Source organism: Actinoplanes sp. HUAS TT8 (genome assembly GCF_051380535.1).
GTDB lineage: Bacteria > Actinomycetota > Actinomycetes > Mycobacteriales > Micromonosporaceae > Actinoplanes.
Genome location: NZ_CP195646.1, coordinates 9,968,533 through 9,986,041, shown reverse-complemented (window position 1 = coordinate 9,986,041; position 17,509 = coordinate 9,968,533). Strand labels below are relative to the sequence as shown.

The 17,509-nt window shown below is 71.0% G+C and carries 13 protein-coding genes; 2 read left to right on the top strand and 11 right to left on the bottom strand.

The genetic code is table 11. From position 1 onward, the window contains the following. Positions 1-22 precede the first annotated feature (22 nt). Positions 23-2,329: a transposase gene (locus tag ACSHV8_RS44575; RefSeq protein WP_436526286.1), complete on the top strand. Its 2,307-nt coding sequence runs from the start codon at positions 23-25 to the stop codon at positions 2,327-2,329. A gap of 943 nt (positions 2,330-3,272) precedes the next feature. Here ACSHV8_RS44575 and ACSHV8_RS44570 read toward each other — a convergent pair. The 5 genes from ACSHV8_RS44570 to ACSHV8_RS44550 all read right to left on the bottom strand — a co-directional run bounded on the left by ACSHV8_RS44570 (position 3,273) and on the right by ACSHV8_RS44550 (position 9,789). Further along, positions 3,273-3,863 (bottom strand): GTP-binding protein, encoded by a 591-nt coding sequence (locus tag ACSHV8_RS44570; RefSeq protein WP_436537237.1) that lies wholly within the window; start codon positions 3,861-3,863, stop codon positions 3,273-3,275. A gap of 1 nt (position 3,864) precedes the next feature. Next, a complete protein-coding gene (locus tag ACSHV8_RS44565; RefSeq protein WP_436537235.1) occupies positions 3,865-4,245 on the bottom strand; it encodes a DUF742 domain-containing protein in 381 nt (126 codons plus the stop codon). 89 nt (positions 4,246-4,334) lie between these two features. Continuing rightward, complete coding sequence (locus ACSHV8_RS44560; protein WP_014447580.1) at positions 4,335-4,739, bottom strand: roadblock/LC7 domain-containing protein; 405 nt, start codon at positions 4,737-4,739, stop codon at positions 4,335-4,337. Beyond that, a complete protein-coding gene (locus ACSHV8_RS44555) occupies positions 4,736-8,215 on the bottom strand; it encodes a sensor histidine kinase (RefSeq protein WP_436526282.1) in 3,480 nt (1,159 codons plus the stop codon). Before ACSHV8_RS44555 ends, ACSHV8_RS44560 begins: the two co-directional genes overlap by 4 nt. Before the next feature lie 452 nt (positions 8,216-8,667). Beyond that, the gene (locus ACSHV8_RS44550; RefSeq protein ID WP_436526280.1) at positions 8,668-9,789 is read right to left on the bottom strand and encodes an adenosine deaminase; all 1,122 of its coding nucleotides are present in this window, start codon (positions 9,787-9,789) and stop codon (positions 8,668-8,670) included. Between the two features lie 26 nt (positions 9,790-9,815). Here ACSHV8_RS44550 and ACSHV8_RS44545 point away from each other — a divergent pair, with 26 nt between their 5' ends. Further along, a complete protein-coding gene (locus tag ACSHV8_RS44545) occupies positions 9,816-10,667 on the top strand; it encodes a putative RNA methyltransferase (RefSeq protein WP_436526278.1) in 852 nt (283 codons plus the stop codon). 15 nt (positions 10,668-10,682) lie between these two features. Here ACSHV8_RS44545 and ACSHV8_RS44540 read toward each other — a convergent pair whose 3' ends face one another. From ACSHV8_RS44540 to ACSHV8_RS44515, 6 genes are all read right to left on the bottom strand, one after another. Then, on the bottom strand, positions 10,683-11,363 hold the full coding sequence (locus tag ACSHV8_RS44540; protein WP_436526276.1) for a DUF4272 domain-containing protein: 681 nt from the start codon (positions 11,361-11,363) through the stop codon (positions 10,683-10,685). Between the two features lie 6 nt (positions 11,364-11,369). Then, the gene (locus ACSHV8_RS44535) at positions 11,370-12,647 is read right to left on the bottom strand and encodes a thymidine phosphorylase (protein ID WP_436526274.1); all 1,278 of its coding nucleotides are present in this window, start codon (positions 12,645-12,647) and stop codon (positions 11,370-11,372) included. Further along, on the bottom strand, positions 12,644-13,357 hold the full coding sequence (locus ACSHV8_RS44530; protein WP_436526272.1) for a cytidine deaminase: 714 nt from the start codon (positions 13,355-13,357) through the stop codon (positions 12,644-12,646). Before ACSHV8_RS44530 ends, ACSHV8_RS44535 begins: the two co-directional genes overlap by 4 nt. 80 nt (positions 13,358-13,437) lie before the next feature. Next, on the bottom strand, positions 13,438-14,706 hold the full coding sequence (locus ACSHV8_RS44525) for an ABC transporter permease (protein WP_436526270.1): 1,269 nt from the start codon (positions 14,704-14,706) through the stop codon (positions 13,438-13,440). A 4-nt stretch (positions 14,707-14,710) separates the two neighbouring features. Then, positions 14,711-15,970: an ABC transporter permease gene (locus tag ACSHV8_RS44520; protein WP_436526268.1), complete on the bottom strand. Its 1,260-nt coding sequence runs from the start codon at positions 15,968-15,970 to the stop codon at positions 14,711-14,713. Then, complete coding sequence (locus ACSHV8_RS44515; RefSeq protein ID WP_436526266.1) at positions 15,967-17,445, bottom strand: ABC transporter ATP-binding protein; 1,479 nt, start codon at positions 17,443-17,445, stop codon at positions 15,967-15,969. Before ACSHV8_RS44515 ends, ACSHV8_RS44520 begins: the two co-directional genes overlap by 4 nt. Positions 17,446-17,509: the final 64 nt, after the last annotated feature.

Below are 17,509 nucleotides of genomic sequence, written 5' to 3'. Positions count from 1 at the left end.
TCCCGGGGAGGAGGACGACGCCGTGGCGCTCGTGCGCGTGTACTGCGGTCTGGCGTCGGCTGATGATTCGGTGCGTTCGGCCTCGGCCGCTCCACTGAACATTGCCGTGGTGGACGACGCAGGCCGGCTGCTCGGCGTCCACGAGATCAGCGACGACCCTGCCGGTTACGCCCTGCTGGGAACGCTGCTCGTGGAACGGACGACGGGGTTCAGCGACGCGGCCGTGGCCGCCGACAGTGACGACCACGTCGTCACCTCGCTGCTCACCGCCGCCGGCCGGCCGCTGGTCGTGGTCGACGACGACGACGCCGACGACTTCGCCGAGCGCTTCTCGGACGACGACTCCCCGGAGGAGATCTCCGCCCCGGCCGCCGCCCGGCGTGCGATCGGGCTGGCCCGCGCACTGCAGGCCGGCGCGATCGCCGCCGTGAACCTGCCCGCCCCGCGCGAGCTGGTCAGCTACAAGCCGGTCCTGGCCGCGCACGTGGCCATGCTGGCCGGGCGGAACTCGTCGGCCGTCGCGCTCCGCGAGGTGCTGCGCGAGCTCTACCCGGCCGCCCTGCGGGCCTACCCGGACCCGGCCCACCCCCTCGCCATGGCCGTCCTCGACGCGATCCCCGAGCCCGGCCGGTTGACCGGCCGCGGCGACGAACCCGCGCACCACGCGCAGGACGTCGCCATCGAGCTCACCCGCGCCGGAGCCGGCACCGAGGACCAGGTGATCGCCGCGGTCACCGCCCTCCAGGTGGCGATAAGCGAATCGCCGCGCCGGGGCGGGGTCAACAAGTCACTGGCCCCGGCCGCCGCCGAAGCGGTCCGGCACGCCATCGCCGCCGTCCGCACCTGCGACGCCGCGTGCGCCGCACTGGTCGGCACCCTCACCGCCCGGGCCACCAGCCAGGCCACCGAGCCGAACGTGGGCCGTCGCGCCTCCCGCCGCTCGGCCGAGCCGCCCGCCCCGGCCGCCGCGCCGCCGGTCAGCTCCGACCTCGGTTCCCGGTTCAGCCGACGCAGCCGACCCGAGCCCGCCGTGGCCGGTCTCGGCGGCCCGGCCGTCCCGCAGCCGATGAACGCACCCCCGGTCGCACCCGACCCGATCGGCCCGCCGCCGGTCGCCCCGGCCGCGGCCAACGGCCTCCCCGGCCGGATCAGCACGCCGGGTAACCGTCCGGTTTCGGTGCCGCCGCCCCCGCCGGGCATGACACCGATCACCCCGGGCACCCGTCCGGTGCCGGGCAGCCGCAACCCGGTGGCACCGGCATCCCCGGCCGCACGCAGCCCGATCTCGCCCGCCGCGCGGAACCCGATCTCCCCCGCGGCGCGCAACCCGATCTCCGCGGGCGGCCTCCCGAGCTCGCCGGCCGACGCGGGTGAGCCGTTCCGGCCCACCCTCACCAACGCCGAACTCAACCGGGCCCGAGCCGAGCGGCAACGCACGGTCATCCCGACCCGGCCGCCCACCCGGCCCAGCAGCCCGGCGCCCGCCACCAACGGCAGCGCAACCGACTTCTCCCTGCCCATGCCCACGCAGCGGCCGGCCGAAGAAACCCCGGAACCGGGCTCCCGGGCCAACTGGCCACTGCTGAACACCGGCGACGACACGGCGCTCCCGCAGCGTACGGCCGCCGCCTCGGTCAGCGGGCCGGGCGCATCGTCCGGAGCCGAAGGACGCATCCGGCCGCCGTGGCAGGACATGCCGAAGGAACCGCCGGCCCTGCACCTGGTCGACACCCAGCTCAACGGTTCCCGCGGCAAGGCACCCGGCATCGACCAGATCGGCGACCCGCCGTCGCTGCGCCTGATCGACGGCGGCGCCCGCACCATGCCGGTCGAAGACCTGCCGCCGCGGATCACCGCCCTCGACCGGAGCACCGCACCGCCGGTCCCGGCCGACGGCAGCGACGGCGACCTGCTGATCTTCGCCGCGGCCCGGTCCGCGTGGTTCACCGGCGGCACCAGCGACCCCGGGGCCAACGTGGAATGGGCCAACCCGAACGACAGCGGCTGGCGGGCGGCGCAGAAAGCGGCGACCCCGGCGGTGGCTGCGGAAACCTCGGCCGGGCTGCCCAAGCGGGTGCCCCAGGCGAACCTGGTGCCCGGCACGACGGTCCGTGAAGAACGTCCGCTGCGCATCGTGCGCGACGCCGCTTCTATCGCGGCGCACACCACCGGATACTTCCGGGGGTGGCGGCGTGGGCAGGAGATCGGCGGGTTCGCGATGGGCGGGCGGCCCGGGCGCGAAGCAGCTGGCGGGTGGGACTTCACCCGGGATGGACAGCCGGCCGATGAATATCGGAACAACGGGGCTGGATACGGCGGTAATCGCTGAGGTTCTGAAGAGACGGCCGCGGCCCTTCGGGGGTCGCGGCCGGTTCATTTTCCGGCTGTCGGCTCTTAGGGCCGTTTCCGGTTGGCGGGCTGGTACTTGGGGTGGCTCTGGGTGGGTTCGCGGCCCAGGCGGGCCCTCACGGTCGATTCCCGGTCACCCAGGCTCGTATGCCGCCCGGTACGTCTGCCGGACCTCGGTCGTCCGGCTCATCAGGCGGCCCCTGCTCTGCCCACGGCCCAGCTGCCGCCGCCCGGCGGGTCCTCGGTCACCCCGGCTCACCAGGCGGCCCCCGCCCTGCCCACCGCCCAGCCGCCACCCCCGGCCGCCCCTCGGTCACCCCAGCCCACCAGGCGGCCCCCGCCCTGCCCACTGCCCAGCCGCCACCCCCGGCCGACCCTCGGTCACCCCAGCTCACCAGGCGGCCCCCGCTGTGGTTCAGCTCCAGCCGCCGCGCATGGTCGGCTTCGGATCCGGTTGCTTCGGAGGTACGCCGTGGGCTGGCCGTCCGCGCGGCTCCAGGCCCCAGCTGGTGCTGGCGGCTGCCTCAAGCCCTCCGACACAACCCCCAGCACCAGCTGACCGCCCGCAGCTGGCGCTCACGGCTGCAAGGAAGCCCCCAGGCAACCGTGAAGCACCAGCTGACTGCTCTCGGCTGGTGCTCACGGCTGCAAGGAAGCCCCCAGGCAACCGTGAGCACCAGCTGACTGCTCTCGGCTGGTGCTCACGGCTGCAAGGAAGCCCTCAGGCAGCCGTGAGCGCCAGCTGGCTGCTCTTGGCTGGTGCTCGTGGCTGTGTGGGGGCTTCGGCGCGACACTCAGCGCCGGCCGGCGGGGCCTCGACCGGCGGGTGGTTACTCAACGTTGTTGATCGGGTGCGGAAGTAGGTTGGCTGAAGACGCGCGAAAGCCCCGCTCCGTCGCACGGAGCGGGGCTTTCACCGTTCGTCAGGCGGGCGCTACCGCACGCGAGCGACGCATCGTCAGCACATACTCGACAAGCGAGATGAGGACGTTCTTCGTCGACTCGCGGTTGCGGGCGTCACAGCTCACGACCGGCACGTCGCCCGAGATCGCGAGTGCGTCCCGGACGTCCTGCGGGTTGTGATACTGCATGCCATCGAAGCAGTTGATCGCCACCAGGTACGGCAAGCGGCGGTGCTCGAAGAAGTCGATGGCGGCGAAGCAGTCGGCGAGCCGACGCGTGTCCACCATGACCACCGCACCGATCGCGCCCCGGACCAGCTCGTCCCACATGAACCAGAATCGCGTCTGGCCAGGCGTGCCGAACAGGTACAGGATCAGGTCGCGATCGATGCTGATACGCCCGAAGTCCATGGCGACCGTGGTGGTCATCTTCCCCGGCACCTGCCGGTTGTCATCGACGCCCACACCGGCCGAGGTCATGATCGCCTCGGTGGTCAGTGGGGTGATCTCCGAGACCGAGCCCACCAGCGTCGTCTTACCGACGCCGAAGCCACCGGCGATGACAATCTTCGCCGATGTCACGCGTCCGCCCGCAGCGGGACGTTGCGACATGTCAGAGCCTGCGAAGTCCACTCAGCACCCTTTCCAGCAGTTCCGTGCCTACCGCGTCGGTCTCGTCCTCTAGCGAGGTGGGCTCGTACACCGCCAGCAGGCCATCAGAGGCCATGTCGGCGACGATCACACGAGCCACACCGAGCGGCAGCTGCATGCGTGCGGCGATTTCGGCGAGCGACTGCACTCGGCCGTTGTCGCACATCTGCGCGATGTACTGATGCTCGCCTCCGCCATGTCCGCCGCGAAAACCTCCGGAGCGGCCACGCACGGTTGTCTCGACCAGCGCTTCCAGCGCTATCTCAAGCTTCGGCCGGGTCCGACCACGGGTCACGGCGTACGGTCTTACCAGCGCGCCGGTCGGCTCATCGCGTTCAGGCATCGTCACCGTCAACCCCTCCCTCGGCCCCTCGAAGTGTATTGGTTCTCAAGTTTTTGGACAGTAGCCGGATGGGCCGGCTCACTGCGCCTTCAGCCCAGCACCCCGGCCGCAGACCGCGGCGCGGGGGTCAGCGCCTCGCCGACGCGGTCGACCAGGAGGGCCATCTCGTAGCCGACCTGTCCGACGTCGCAGCTGCGAGCCGCGAGCACCGCGAACGAGGAGCCGTCGGAGATAGACATCAGGAACAGGAACCCATTGTCCATCTCCACGACCGTCTGCAGAACGGCACCGCCCTCGAAGCAGCGCGCCGCACCCTGGGTCAGGCTGACCAGACCGGACGCGATGGCGGCCAGCTGGTCGGCGCGGTCCCGGGGGAGGTCCCGCGAGGCTGCCAGGAGCAGGCCGTCGGCGGAGACCGCGATCGCGTGCGCGACCCCGGGAACGCGGTCAGCAAAGTTGGCGAGGAGCCAACCGAGATCCTGCGTAGATGTCATGCCTCATGCTCCTTGCCAGCCTGCGAGGGCTGCTGCCCTCCCGGAGTCTCCTCCGGGTTGGTCGATTGTTCCTTGGTGCGACCGCGCGCGACACCCCGGTGGTACGCGGACAGCAGACCGCGGACCCCCTCGGGCGTACGGCGCTGGACGGAGTTACCGCCCCGGTCAACACCGCCGGGGACGAGTTGCGCCATCGGCGTGCGCTTCGGCAGGCCCGCCGTGGTGGTCGTGTCGATGGTGACTTCGGACGCCTTACGAGCGGCCTGCCAGCCGTCGTCGGCCGCGGTCTGCCACGGGTTCGTGGCCGTCGCCGCTGCCGCACCGCCGCCGTAGGAGCCGGCACCGGCCGCCGAGGCGGACGCACCGACCGTGGCCGCGTCGAGTTCCCGGGCCTCCGGGGACAGCGCCTGCTGCGGCACCCCGGCGGTCCGGATCGGCTCGCCGGTGGGGATCCGCTGCGAGACCACGGCTTCCTCGCCGGTGCCGGAGACGGCCGGCTTGGTCGCCTGGGTCGTGGTGAACCAGGCCGACTCGAGCTCCCGGAAGATCGGCAGCTCCATGGTCTCGTCGGCGAACGGCACCGCACCCTCGCGGGCGGAGGAGATCTGGGCCGCCGCGGTCGCCTGGTCGATGGCCGGGCCACTGACCGGCTTGACCGCGTCATACGCCGGCGGGGCCGACGCGGGCAACGCCGCCATGGGCGGGTTGACCGGGCGGGCGACCTCGGGGTACGAGTCGACGTTGTCCGGCCGGTACCGCGGGATCTCGGCAGTCATGTCGAGGGCCGCGGCCAGGTTCTCCGGGACGTGCGGGGTCTCGCGGTCGTTGGCCACCGGCGGCCAGGCCGGCGGGGCCGACGCGAACGATGTCGGCTCGGCCGAGATCGGCGCGGCGGAGATCGGCGGCGCCGACGGAACCGGCGGGGCCGAGGTGACCGGCGGGGCCGACGGAACCGGAGGGGCCGAGACCGGCGGCATGAACGGGTTGCGGCCCTGGCTCTCGGGGTTGGCCGGGAGCTGGCGCGGGATGGTCGGGCCGAAGCCGTTCACATCACCGTCGGGTCGCTGGTAGTCGTTGCCGTTGCGGCGCTGGGCCAGTTCGTCCAGACCGGCGAAGCCCTGCGGGCCGGAGCTGATCGGAGCGGACGGCAGCGGCGGGAGCGGCTCGTTGCTGCGGGGGCCGAAGCCGCCGCCGAGCGAGCCGTTGAAGCCGTTGGCCGAGCCGTTGGTGTGACCGCCACCGAACCCGTTCGAGCCGAGTCCGCCGCCGAAGCCGTTGGAGCCGCCACCGAAACCGTTGGACGGGGCCGCACCGGTGAGGTCGGACCAGGCCGGGACGGAACCGTTCGTGCCGTTGGTCCCCGGGTATCCACCACGGCCGCTCTCCAGTGCGAGCGGCTCGCCGAACGGCGGCATCGCGGCCGGCGGCGCGTCGTAACCACCCGGCATCCGGGCCGAGGCCGCCGACGCGAGGACGGAGATGGGCAGACCCACCTCAGCGACAGTACCCCGCTCACGATCGGCCGGGCGGAGCTCGACGCGGACGCCGTGCCGGTTCGCCAGCCGGGCGACCACGACCAGGCCCATCATGCGGGAGACGGCCACATCCACCGTGGGCGGGTTGGCGAGACGCTCGTTGAGGTCCCGCAACTGCTCGCGGCTGATGCCGATGCCGTGGTCCTCGACCGAGAGCACCGCGCTGTCGCCGACCCGCCGCGCCTCGACCAGAACGTTGGAGTTCGGCGGGGAGAAGGCGGTCGCGTTGTCGAACAGCTCGGCGACCAGGTGGACCATGTCGTTGACGGCGTGCGCCGCCACCTCGATCTCCCGGTCGATGACGCCGAACTCGATCCGGGTGTAGTGCTCGACCTCGGACTGCGCGGCGCGCAGCACGTCGATCAGGGCGGCCGGTTCGCGCTGCACACGGGTGGAGTCGGCGCCGGCGAGGACCAGGAGGTTCTCGTCGTTACGCCGCATTCGGGTGGCCAGGTGGTCGAGCTGGAAGAGCTCGGCCAGCCGGTCCGGGTCCTCCTCGCCGCGCTCCAGCCGGTCCAGGTGACCGATGAGCCGGTCGACCAGGATCTGCGAACGGCGGGCGAGGTTGACGAACATGGTCGCGACGGAGGCCCGCAGGGCGGCCTGCTCGGCCGCGGTCCGCACGGCTTCCAGGTGGACCGCGTTGAACGCCTCGGTCACCTGCCCGAACTCGTCCCGGCTGCGCACCGGGAGGGGTTCGGCGATCTGGTCGGCGACCTGGGCCGGCGTGAGCGACGCGGAGAGCGCCGGGTCACGCAGCCGCGAGACCGCGTGGGGCAGACCGAACTGGGCGACCGCGAGGGCACCCTGACGCAGCTCACGCAGCGAGCGGGCCATCGACCGGGCGACCAACCACGCGAACAGGATGGCCAGCAGCAGCATGCCGAGCAGGACGCTGGTCTCGACGAAAACCGTACGGTTCGTCGTGTTCCGCTTGTCCGTGGCCTCGGCGACGATGTTCTTGTCGAGAGACTCCTCGACCTGCCGGAACGTGTCGTCGTAGTCGGACATCGCCTTGTCCCACCCATCGGTGGTCAGGTGATAGCCGCTGATGTCGCTGCCCGAGTTCGCCAGCAGCGGACCGGACAGGTTGCTGGCCGACCGCGAGGCGTCGTTGTTCTGGGTGGTCTTCTTGAAGAGCGTGTCCTCACCGTTGGTGGCAACCGAGTTGAGGTTGTTCACGGCGAGGTTGAAGCCCGTGTCAGCGGTGAGGTACTCCTGCCGGAGCGCGGTGCTGAAGCTCTGCAGCCCGATCGCCTCGTGCCCGAGGTAGCGCTGCTTGGAGACGAAGTTCTTGGCCCGGGCAACCTCGGCGACCGCCCGCAGGTGGTCGCTCAGCGTGGTGTCGGTGGCCTGCTGGGCGGCGGCGTCGCGCACGGCCAGAAGGTCATCGATCAGCTTGTTGTAGGTGCCGGTGACGCTGTCGACACTCTCGCCGCTGGCCGGGTTGGTGACCTTGCTCCGGAAGGTGGAGAGGTCGCCCAGGTTGTTGTCGAGGCGGGAGAGCATCAGGTTGACGCGCTCGGGCTGGTTGTCCACCGCGGTCCGCTGCTGCGCATATCGCTGGATGGCCGCGTCGACCTTGGTGTGCACGCCGTTGTACTTGGGCGTGGCCGAGGCCAGGAGCTTTTTGTTGACCGTCGTGACCAGGGTCTTGTCCTGGGCGACGGACATCTCCACCGCGTACGCCCGCTCGTCCTGGAGCTGGTCGGCGAGGCCGCCCGCAGCTTCGGCCAGGACGGCGAGGGTTCGGGTGTTCTCAGCGGTATCAGCTTGATCGATGTGCTCGACCAGACCGTTGACGCCGACGATGATCGTCGCGACGGTCGGCACGAGCATGATCAGACCAAGCTTGGACCAGATGGGTAGGTCTCGCAGCCGACCCGTGGGTCGACGCAGACGCGACATGACGCCGTCCGCCTCACTAGGGCGCTTGCTCACGTCACCGTCCTCCTGATTCGGGCCCGGCATTCGGCTCGCCGGGCACCGCGCACGGCCGACTCGCCGGGTCGGGCCCCCGAGATTCCATCACGACGAGTGTCAAAGAGAAAGAGCAGGCGGACACGGACCGGTTGTGTGACGCGATGTTGCAACGTCGTAGTTGGACATCGCCGGTCTGAAATCACTGCCTGTAGAGCTGCTTATTTCTCAAAGTCACTCGAACGTGGTCGGCGCGGCGTTGGGGGGTGGGGCGCAGGCCGACGAGTCAGATCGTAGTCGATCGCGACAGGAGAACGATGGCTCGATCCCCCCGCGATCGGCAAGGCGAGATGCCGGATTATGCCAAGTTTGTAGGCGGGAGTGTAGCCGAACGGTGGAGTCAGGGATCCAGACAGGTAATTTCGTCTGCCGTACGGACGCCCGGATCCCCTAAAATCGCGAAACGCCGGATTTCAGCCGACCAACTTGGCATACGCCGGCTTGATCACCTCGTTGATCAGGACCAATCGCTCGTCGTACGGGATGAACGCCGACTTCATCGCGTTGATGGTCAACCACTGCAGTTCCGCCCAGCCCCACCCGAACGCCTCGGTCAGCAGTCCCATCTCGCGGCTCATCGACGTACCGCTCATCAGGCGGTTGTCGGTGTTGACGGTGACCCGGAAGCGAAGGTCGTGCAGCAGTTTGATCGGGTGCGAGGAGATCGACTCGGCCGCGCCGGTCTGCACGTTCGACGACGGGCAGAGCTCCAGCGGGATGCGCTTGTCCCGCACATACGCCGCGAGGCGGCCCAGCACCGGCGGCGCCGAGTGGGTGCCCCCGGTCGCGGTGACCTCGCTCGGGCCGGCGGCCGGGACCGTGATGTCGTCGATCAGCCGGACGCCGTGACCCAGCCGGTCGGCGCCGCACCACTGGATGGCCTCCCAGATCGACGGCAGGCCGAACGCCTCGCCCGCGTGGATCGTGAAGTGGAAGTTCTCCCGCTGCAGGTACTCGAAGGCGTCCAGGTGCCGGGTGGGAGGGAAGCCGGCCTCGGCGCCGGCGATGTCGAAGCCGACCACCCCGGCGTCGCGGAACCGCACGGACAGCTCGGCGATCTCCTGCGACCGGGCGGCGTGCCGCATCGCGGTCATCAGCGTGCCGATCCGGATCGGGGTGCCGTTGGCGGCCGCCTCGGCGCTGCCCTCGCGGTAGCCCGCCTCCACGGCCTCGACCACCTCGTCCAGGGTGAGACCGCCCTCCAGGTGCTGTTCCGGGGCGTAGCGGACCTCGGCGTAGACCACGCCGTCGGCGGCCAGGTCGAGCGCGCACTCCTTGGCCACCCGGTGCAGGCCCTCGGCGGTCTGCATCACCGCGACGGTGTGCGCGAACGTCTCCAGGTACCGTTCCAGCGAGCCGGAGTCGGCCGCCGCGACGAACCAGTCACCCAGGCGGGCCGGGTCGGTCTCGGGCAGCTCATGGCCCACCTGGGCGGCCAGCTCCACGATTGTCGACGGGCGGAGTCCGCCGTCCAGATGGTCGTGCAGCAGAACCTTGGGAGCCTTGACGATGTCCGAGTGCGCGATGCCAGCCATCAGAGAAGCGTAGAGGGAAGAACCGAATGATCGATGGCGCATTGCCGTACCTGAGGTGCCCGGTGTGCCGAGAACCACTCGCACGCCACGATCGGGCCCTGCGCTGTCCCCGGTCGCACAGCTTCGACATGGCCAGGCAGGGCTACGCCGATCTGAGCGCCGGACGGCTCCCGCACACCGGCGACAGCGCCGAGATGATCGCCGATCGGGCCGATTTCCTGGCCGCCGGTCACTACACCTTCATCGCCCGGGCGCTGGCCGAGACCATCGAGACCCCCGAAGATCAAGATCCGATTACGGTACGGCGGGAAGCGCGCGACGACCGCTTGATCCTCGACGCGGGCACCGGCACCGGCGACTACCTGGCCCACGTGCTCGACTCCGCCCCCACGGCCGTCGGTCTCGGCCTGGACGTGTCCAAACCGGCGCTGCGCCGGGCCGCCCGGGCCCACTCGCGGGCCGCCGCCGTGCTGACCGACCTGTGGCGCCCGCTCCCGGTCGCCGACGCCCGCGCCGCCGTGATCCTGAACGTCTTCGCCCCGCGCAACGGCCCCGAGTTTCACCGGGTGCTGCGCCCGGACGGCCGGCTGCTCGTGGTCACCCCGGCCGCCGACCACCTGGCCGAGCTGGTCGCCGCGCACGGCCTGATCCAGGTCGACCCGGAGAAGGCGGCGCGGGTGGGCGAAACGCTCGATGAACATTTCCGGTCGATCGAGGCCCGCACCCTGCGCCACGAGATGCGGCTGACCGCGGCCGAGGCGCGCACGCTGATCGGGATGACGCCGAGCGCCCGGCACGTCGCGGTGGACGACCTGCCGACCCGGGACGTGACGGTCACGGCGGCGGTGGTGCTCACGACGTACGGGAAGCGGGTCTGAAAGGTCTTTGGGTCCTCAGACCGAAAGGTCGACTTCTTCCCACTCCGGGGGCTTCTCGTGGTAGGGACCGTGGAAGATCACGGCCCACTCCAGCGCCCATCGCCGCTGCCCGATCGCGTTGCTGTCGACCTCGCCGGGCAGCGGCCGCCCGCCCTTCTCGGCCTCCTGGTAGGCCCAGTCCAGGCAGTAGTAGAGATCGAGCAGCACCGCCGCCTCGGCCGCGTCCCGGACCGCGACCAGCGACCGGGACCGCCAACGGCCGAAGGTCTCGCCCGAGGGCAGATCCGGCATCTGGCTCATCAGGTGATCGTCGGGCGGCACCGTCGGGTCCAGATGCCGCCCCAGGCCGAGCAGGTAGGCCAGCGCGAACACGGCGTCGTGGTGCAGCACGAACGACCGGTGGTCACCCTTGGCACCGATCACGAACTGCCACTCCGGCGGGGTGACCAGCTCGACCAGGTGCGAGGCGAGCAACCAGCTCATCGCCGCCTCGGTCGGCATCCCGAAACAGCGGGCCACCACCACGTGCAGCACCGCGGCCCGGGCCTCCAACTCGGCCACCGGGCGCAGCTCGACCGTGTCGCCCAGCTCCCACACCAGCGGGAACGAGAGCGGCGGCAACGGCAGGCCCAGCCTGGTCAGTTCGTCCAGGCTGGCCTCGCGAACCGCGCGTGGATCGGGAGCGGCCTTCGTCATGGTGCGTCAGGCTATGCGGTCCAGGAGAAGCCCGGCCGAGGTGGGGGCATCGGTCCCGATCACGATCGCGCCGACCGCGTCGGCCCGGGCCGCCTCCATCCGGGACTCCTCGTCGGTGCGCAGCTCAAGCAGCACGTCACCGGCCTTCACCCGGTCGCCCGGCTTGACCTTGAGCTGCACGCCGGCTCCGAAGCTGACCGGGTCCTCCTTGCGGGCGCGACCGGCGCCGAGCCGCCACGCGGCCACCCCGATGCCGAACGCGTCCATGGTGGTCACCACGCCGTCCGACTCGGCCCGCAGCGTCTCGGTGTGCTTGGCGACCGGCAGGGCCGCGTCCGGGTCGCCGCCCTGCGCCCGGATCATCGCCTTCCAGCTGTCCATCGCCGCGCCCGAGGCCAGCGCCTTCTCCGGGTCGGCGTCGACGCCGGCCGCGGCCAGCATCTCCCGGGCCAGGGCCAGGGTCAGCTCGACCACGTCGGACGGGCCACCCCCGGCCAGCACCTCGACCGACTCGGCGACCTCGTTGGCGTTGCCGACGGCCAGGCCGAGCGGGGTGCTCATGTCGGTGAGCAGGGCGACGGTGGTGACGCCGCTGTCCTTGCCGAGCTGGACCATGGTCCGGGCCAGCTCCTGGGCCTGGGCCAGGTCCTTCATGAACGCGCCCGAGCCGACCTTGACATCGAGCACCAGCGCGCCGGTGCCCTCGGCGATCTTCTTGCTCATGATCGAGCTGGCGATCAGCGGAATCGCTTCGACGGTGCCGGTGACGTCACGCAGGGCGTAGAGCTTGCGGTCGGCCGGGGCCAGACCCTCGCCGGCCGCGCAGATGACGCCGCCGACGTCCTGGAGCTGGGCGATGAACTCCTGGTTGCTCAGCCGGGCCCGCCAGCCGGGGATCGACTCCAGCTTGTCCAGGGTGCCGCCGGTGTGGCCCAGGCCGCGCCCGGAGAGTTGCGGGACGGCCACGCCGCAGGCCGCGACCAGCGGGGTCAGCGGCAGCGTGATCTTGTCGCCGACACCGCCGGTGGAGTGCTTGTCGGCGGTCGGCCGGGACACCGCCGAGAGGTCCAGCCGCTCGCCGCTGGCGATCATCGCGGCCGTCCAGCGGGCGATCTCGGCCGGCGTCATGCCGCGCAGCAGGATGGCCATGGCCAGCGCCGACATCTGCTCGTCGGCGACGACACCCTTCGTGTACGCGTCGACCACCCAGTCGATCTGGGCGTCGGACAGGACGTGACCGTCCCGCTTGGCCCGGATCACGTCTACCGCGGCGATGCCGCTCATGCTTCGTCCTTCCACCGCTGCGGGATCCCGTCCGGCAGCTCACCCTCGCCCGCCCAGGACAGACCGCCCTCGGCATCGACCACCACGATCCGCGGACTGCGGACCAGGCCCCAGGCCACCGCGGCGGAGGCGGTCGGGAAATTCGGCGCCTCCTCCAGGATGCCCTTGTCCTCGCCGGTGCCCGGAGCGCCCGACGAGCGCTCCCAGTAACCGGTCCAGATCGTCGTGCCGCCGGACAGGTCCGGGTGCACGAAAACCGTCCCGCGCCCGCGCCACTTGGCCAGCTCGGCCGGGACCTCGGGGCCGCCGGCCGGGCCGGTGACCTTCTCCATGTCCACCCAGCCGAACGCGTGCGGCAGCAACTCGTCCATCCGCAGCGGGCGGGGCAGCGCCTCGACCAGCATGTCCGGGCCGCCGTGCTCCCACAGGATCTGCCGGCAGCGTCCGCACGGCATCAGCGGGCCACCGGTCGCATCCACGCAGGACATCGCCACCAGCTTGCCGCCGCCGGTGGCGTGCAGCGCGCCGACCATGCCGCACTCGGCGCACAGGGTCATGCCGAGGGACGCGTTCTCCACGTTGCAGCCGACCACGACCCGGCCGTCGTCGACCAGGGCGGCCACGCCGACCGGGAAGTCGGACGCGGGCACGTAGGCGCGTCGCATCACCTCGATGGCGGCTGCTCGTAGCGCCGCCCAGTCGATCTCCATGATCTCGATTCTGCCCCACTGTCCGGTCCGTGAACGACAGATGCCCGGGCCAGGCCCGGGCATCCGACTTCAGCGGAGAATCAACTCTTGACGTACGGAAGGCCGTCCGCGGCCGGTGCGCGCACCCGCCCGACCAGGCCGGCCACCGCGATGATCGTGGCCAGGTACGGCAGCATGCTGAGGAACTGGTTCGGCACCGGGCTGTTGATCGCGCTCAGGTAGAACGCCAGTTTCTGCGCGAAGCCGAAGAACAGCGCCGCCCCGAACGCCCCGATCGGCGTGTACCGCCCGAAGATCAGCGCCGCGAGCGCGATGAAGCCGGCGCCGGCGGTCATGTTCTTGGTGAAGCTGCCGGTGGCCACCAGCGTGAAGTACGCCCCGCCGAGACCGGCCACCACGCCGCCCAGCAGCACGTTCAGGTAGCGCAGGCCGCGCACCCGGATACCGACCGTGTCGGCCGCGGTGGGGTGTTCGCCGACCGCCCGGGTCCGCAGGCCCCAGCGGGTCCGGTTCAGCCCGAAGTGGATCACCGCGACCAGGATCAGCGCGATCCAGAGCAGCGGGGTGGCGTCGAAGAAGACCGGGCCCAGCACCGGGATGTCGGCCAGCCCAGGGATCTTGACGGTGGGCATCTGCGGCGGCGCGTTGTACTTCACCGCGTCGGGCTGCATCAGCCGCTCGTAGAGGAAGCCGGTGATGCCGAGCGCGAACAGGTTCAGCACGATGCCGACCACGGTCTGGTCGACCAGGTAGCGGATCGAGAGCACGGCCAGGATCGCCGCGATGATCACACCGCCGATGGCCGCGCTGATCAGGCCGGCCCAGACACTGCCGGCCATGGTGCCGATCAGGGCCCCGGCGAACGCGCCCATCAGGAACTGGCCCTCGATCGCGACGTTGACCACGCCCGACCGCTCGCCCAGCACACCGGCCAGGGCGCCCAGCACCAGCGGCAGGGCCAGGTCCATGGTGCCGCTGAGGGTGTCCTCCAGCGACATGAACTGCCCGGCCACCTGCCAGCACAGGAACGACAGCACGAACGTCACGATGCCGATCACCAGCAGCGCGTTCGACCAGCGCTTGAGCAGGCCGGCCACCAGCAGGCCACCGGCCACCAGGGTCAGCACGCCGAACAGCACGGCACCGAACTGGCCGTTGATCGACAGAGCGGCGCCGGCGGCGTCCTCGGTGAGCGTGAACCGGGCGTCCTTGCTCGGCGCGAGCGATCCGAACAGCACCGCGGCGAGCCCGCCGAGCACGATCAGGGCCACCCCGAAGCGGCGCAGCCGGTTCCAGAACGGTTCCGGCGCGGCGACCTCGGTCGCCGCCTCCACAGTCGCGGTCGACATGTCCTCAGCCCTTCGCCGGAGAGACGCCGAGCCCGGCGGCGCGGGCGGCACGAAGTCGGAAGATCGCCTTCACCAGGGCGGGGGCGGCGATGAAGATGACGATCAGAGCCTGCAGCACGTTGACCAGCTCCAGCGAGATGCCGGTGTAGGACTGCATGCGGTTGCCGCCGGCCCGGAGCACGCCGAACAGGATCGCGGCGAGCAGGGTGCCCCACGGGCGGTTGCGGCCGAGCAGGGCGACGAGCAGGCCGTCGAAGCCGATGTTGCCGGCCACCGACGGGGTCAGCGCGTACGCCGTACCGAGCACCTGGGTGGCGCCGCCGAGCCCGGCGAGACCACCGGCCACGGCCATCAGCAGCGTGTACGTCTTGGCCACGCTGATGCCGGCGGTCCGCGCGGCGTGCGCGTTGGAGCCGACCGCGCGCAGCTCGAAGCCGAACGCCGACCGGTTGAGCAGCCAGGCCACCCCGGCCGTGACCAGGACGGCGAGCACGATGCCGAGGTTCACCCGGAGCACGCCGCCGAACGAGGGCAGCTGGGCCGACTCGGCGACCACCTTGCTGATCGCGTCGGTGCGGCCGGGCTGCTGGACGCCCTTCTGGATGACCAGCCAGGCCAGGAAGAGCCCGGCCGTGTAGTTCAGCATGATCGTGGTGATCACCTCGTGGGCGCCGGTCCGGGCCTTGAGCAGGCCGGGCAGGAAGCCCCAGAGGGCGCCGCCGAGTGCGCCGGCGACCAGCGCGACGAGCAGGTTCAGCACGATCGGCAGGCCGAAGGTGAAGCCGGCCACCCCGGCGGCGATGCAGCCGAGCACGGCCTGGCCCTGGGCACCGATGTTGAACAGGCCGCCGCGGAAGGCCAGCGAGACCGAGAGGCCGGTGAAGACCAGCGGGGCGGAGTAGGTGAGCGTCTCGGAGAGCGGCGCGAACGCCGCCTGCCAGGTGCCGGTGCCGGCGAACCAGTCGCTGAACGCCTGCGGGTCGCCGAGCGAGCCCTTGAGCAGGTCCGAGTAGGCCGAGCTGATGAGCGTCCAGCTCGCGTCGAGCGCGTCGCCGGGGCGGGCGGTGAAGTAGCTGAACTTCGCCAGCACCGCCGAGTCGGACACCACGATCAGCACCGCGCCGATGATCACGGCGAGCACGATCGACAGGACCGTGACGGTCACGCTGTTGGACGACCAGAGGTTGCGCAGGAAGACGTTGAGGAACGTCTCCTTCTCGGCCGGCTCCTTCTCCGGAGCCGGTGCGGTCGCTTCGGCGGTCACTTCATCTCCTCGTTGCCGCCGGTGATCCCGGCCATCAGCAGGCCGATCTCCTCGCGCGGGGTGTCCGGCGAGACGACGGCCAGGATCCGTCCGCGGTACATCACCGCGATCCGGTCGGCGAGCCCGACCACCTCGTCGAGCTCGCTGGAGACCACGAGCACGGCGGTGCCCTGGTCGCGCTCGTGGATGATCTGCCCGTGGATGAACTCGATCGAGCCGACGTCCACGCCGCGGGTCGGCTGGGACGCGATGAACAGCTTCAGCGGCCGGGACATCTCCCGGGCGATGACGACCTTCTGCTGGTTGCCGCCGGAGAGCGTGCCGACCGGGGACTCCGGGGTCTGGCACCGGATGTCGAACTGCTCGACCCGCTCCTTGGCGTTGCTGCCGACCTTGGACACGTCCAGGCGGAACGCGTTGCCGAACGGCTCGCGGTCGTACATGTCCAGGATCAGGTTCTCGGCGACGCTGAACTCCTTGACCACACCGTCGTGGCTGCGGTCCTCGGGGACGTAACCGACGCCGGAGCGCAGGATCCGCTTGGTGCTCAGGCCGGCCAGGTCGGCGCCGTCCAGCCCGACCGTGCCGGCGCGCACCTCGCGCAGCCCCATCACGGCCTCGACCAGTTCGGTCTGCCCGTTGCCCTGAACGCCGGCGATGCCCAGCACCTCGCCGGCCCGGACCTCCAGGTCCACGCCGTCGACCGCGCGGATGCCGCGATCGTCGTCGACGACCAGGCCGGAGACCTGCAGCACGGCGCGGCCGGGCTCGGCCGGGGTCTTCTCCACCTCCAGGCTGACCGCGCGGCCGACCATCAGGGCGGCCAGCTCGTCCTCACTGGTGTCCGGGCTGGCGGTGCCGACGATCTTGCCGCGGCGGACCACGGTGATCCGGTCGGCGATCTTCTTGACCTCTTTGAGCTTGTGCGTGATGAAGACGATCGACTTGCCCATCTCGGTGAGCGAGCGCATCACGGCGAGCAGTTCGTCGGTCTCCTGCGGGGTGAGCACCGCGGTCGGCTCGTCCAGGATCAGCAGGTCGACGTCGCGGGTCAGCGCCTTGACGATCTCGACCCGCTGCTGGGCGCCGACCGGCAGGTCCTCGATCAGCGCGTCCGGGTCGACCGGCAGGCCGAACTTCTTCGAGGTCTCGATGACGTCCCGGCGGGCGCGGCGGCGGTCCAGCCAGCCGAGCGGGCCGCCGCGGACCTCCTCGGCGCCGAGCGCGATGTTCTCCGACACGGTGAAGACCGGGACCAGCATGAAGTGCTGGTGGACCATGCCGATGCCGGCCGCGATCGCGTCGCGGGGGCTGCGGAAGACCTTGGGCTCGTCGTTGACGACGATCTGCCCCTCGTCCGGCTGCAGCAGGCCGTACAACTGGTTCATGAGGGTCGACTTGCCGGCGCCGTTCTCACCCAGCAGGGCGTGCACCTCGCCGGGCTCGACGGTGATGTCGATGTGGTCGTTGGCCACCAGGTCGCCGAAGCGCTTGGTGATGCCGCGCAGTTCCAGTTTCAGCGGAATCTCCCGAGTCTCG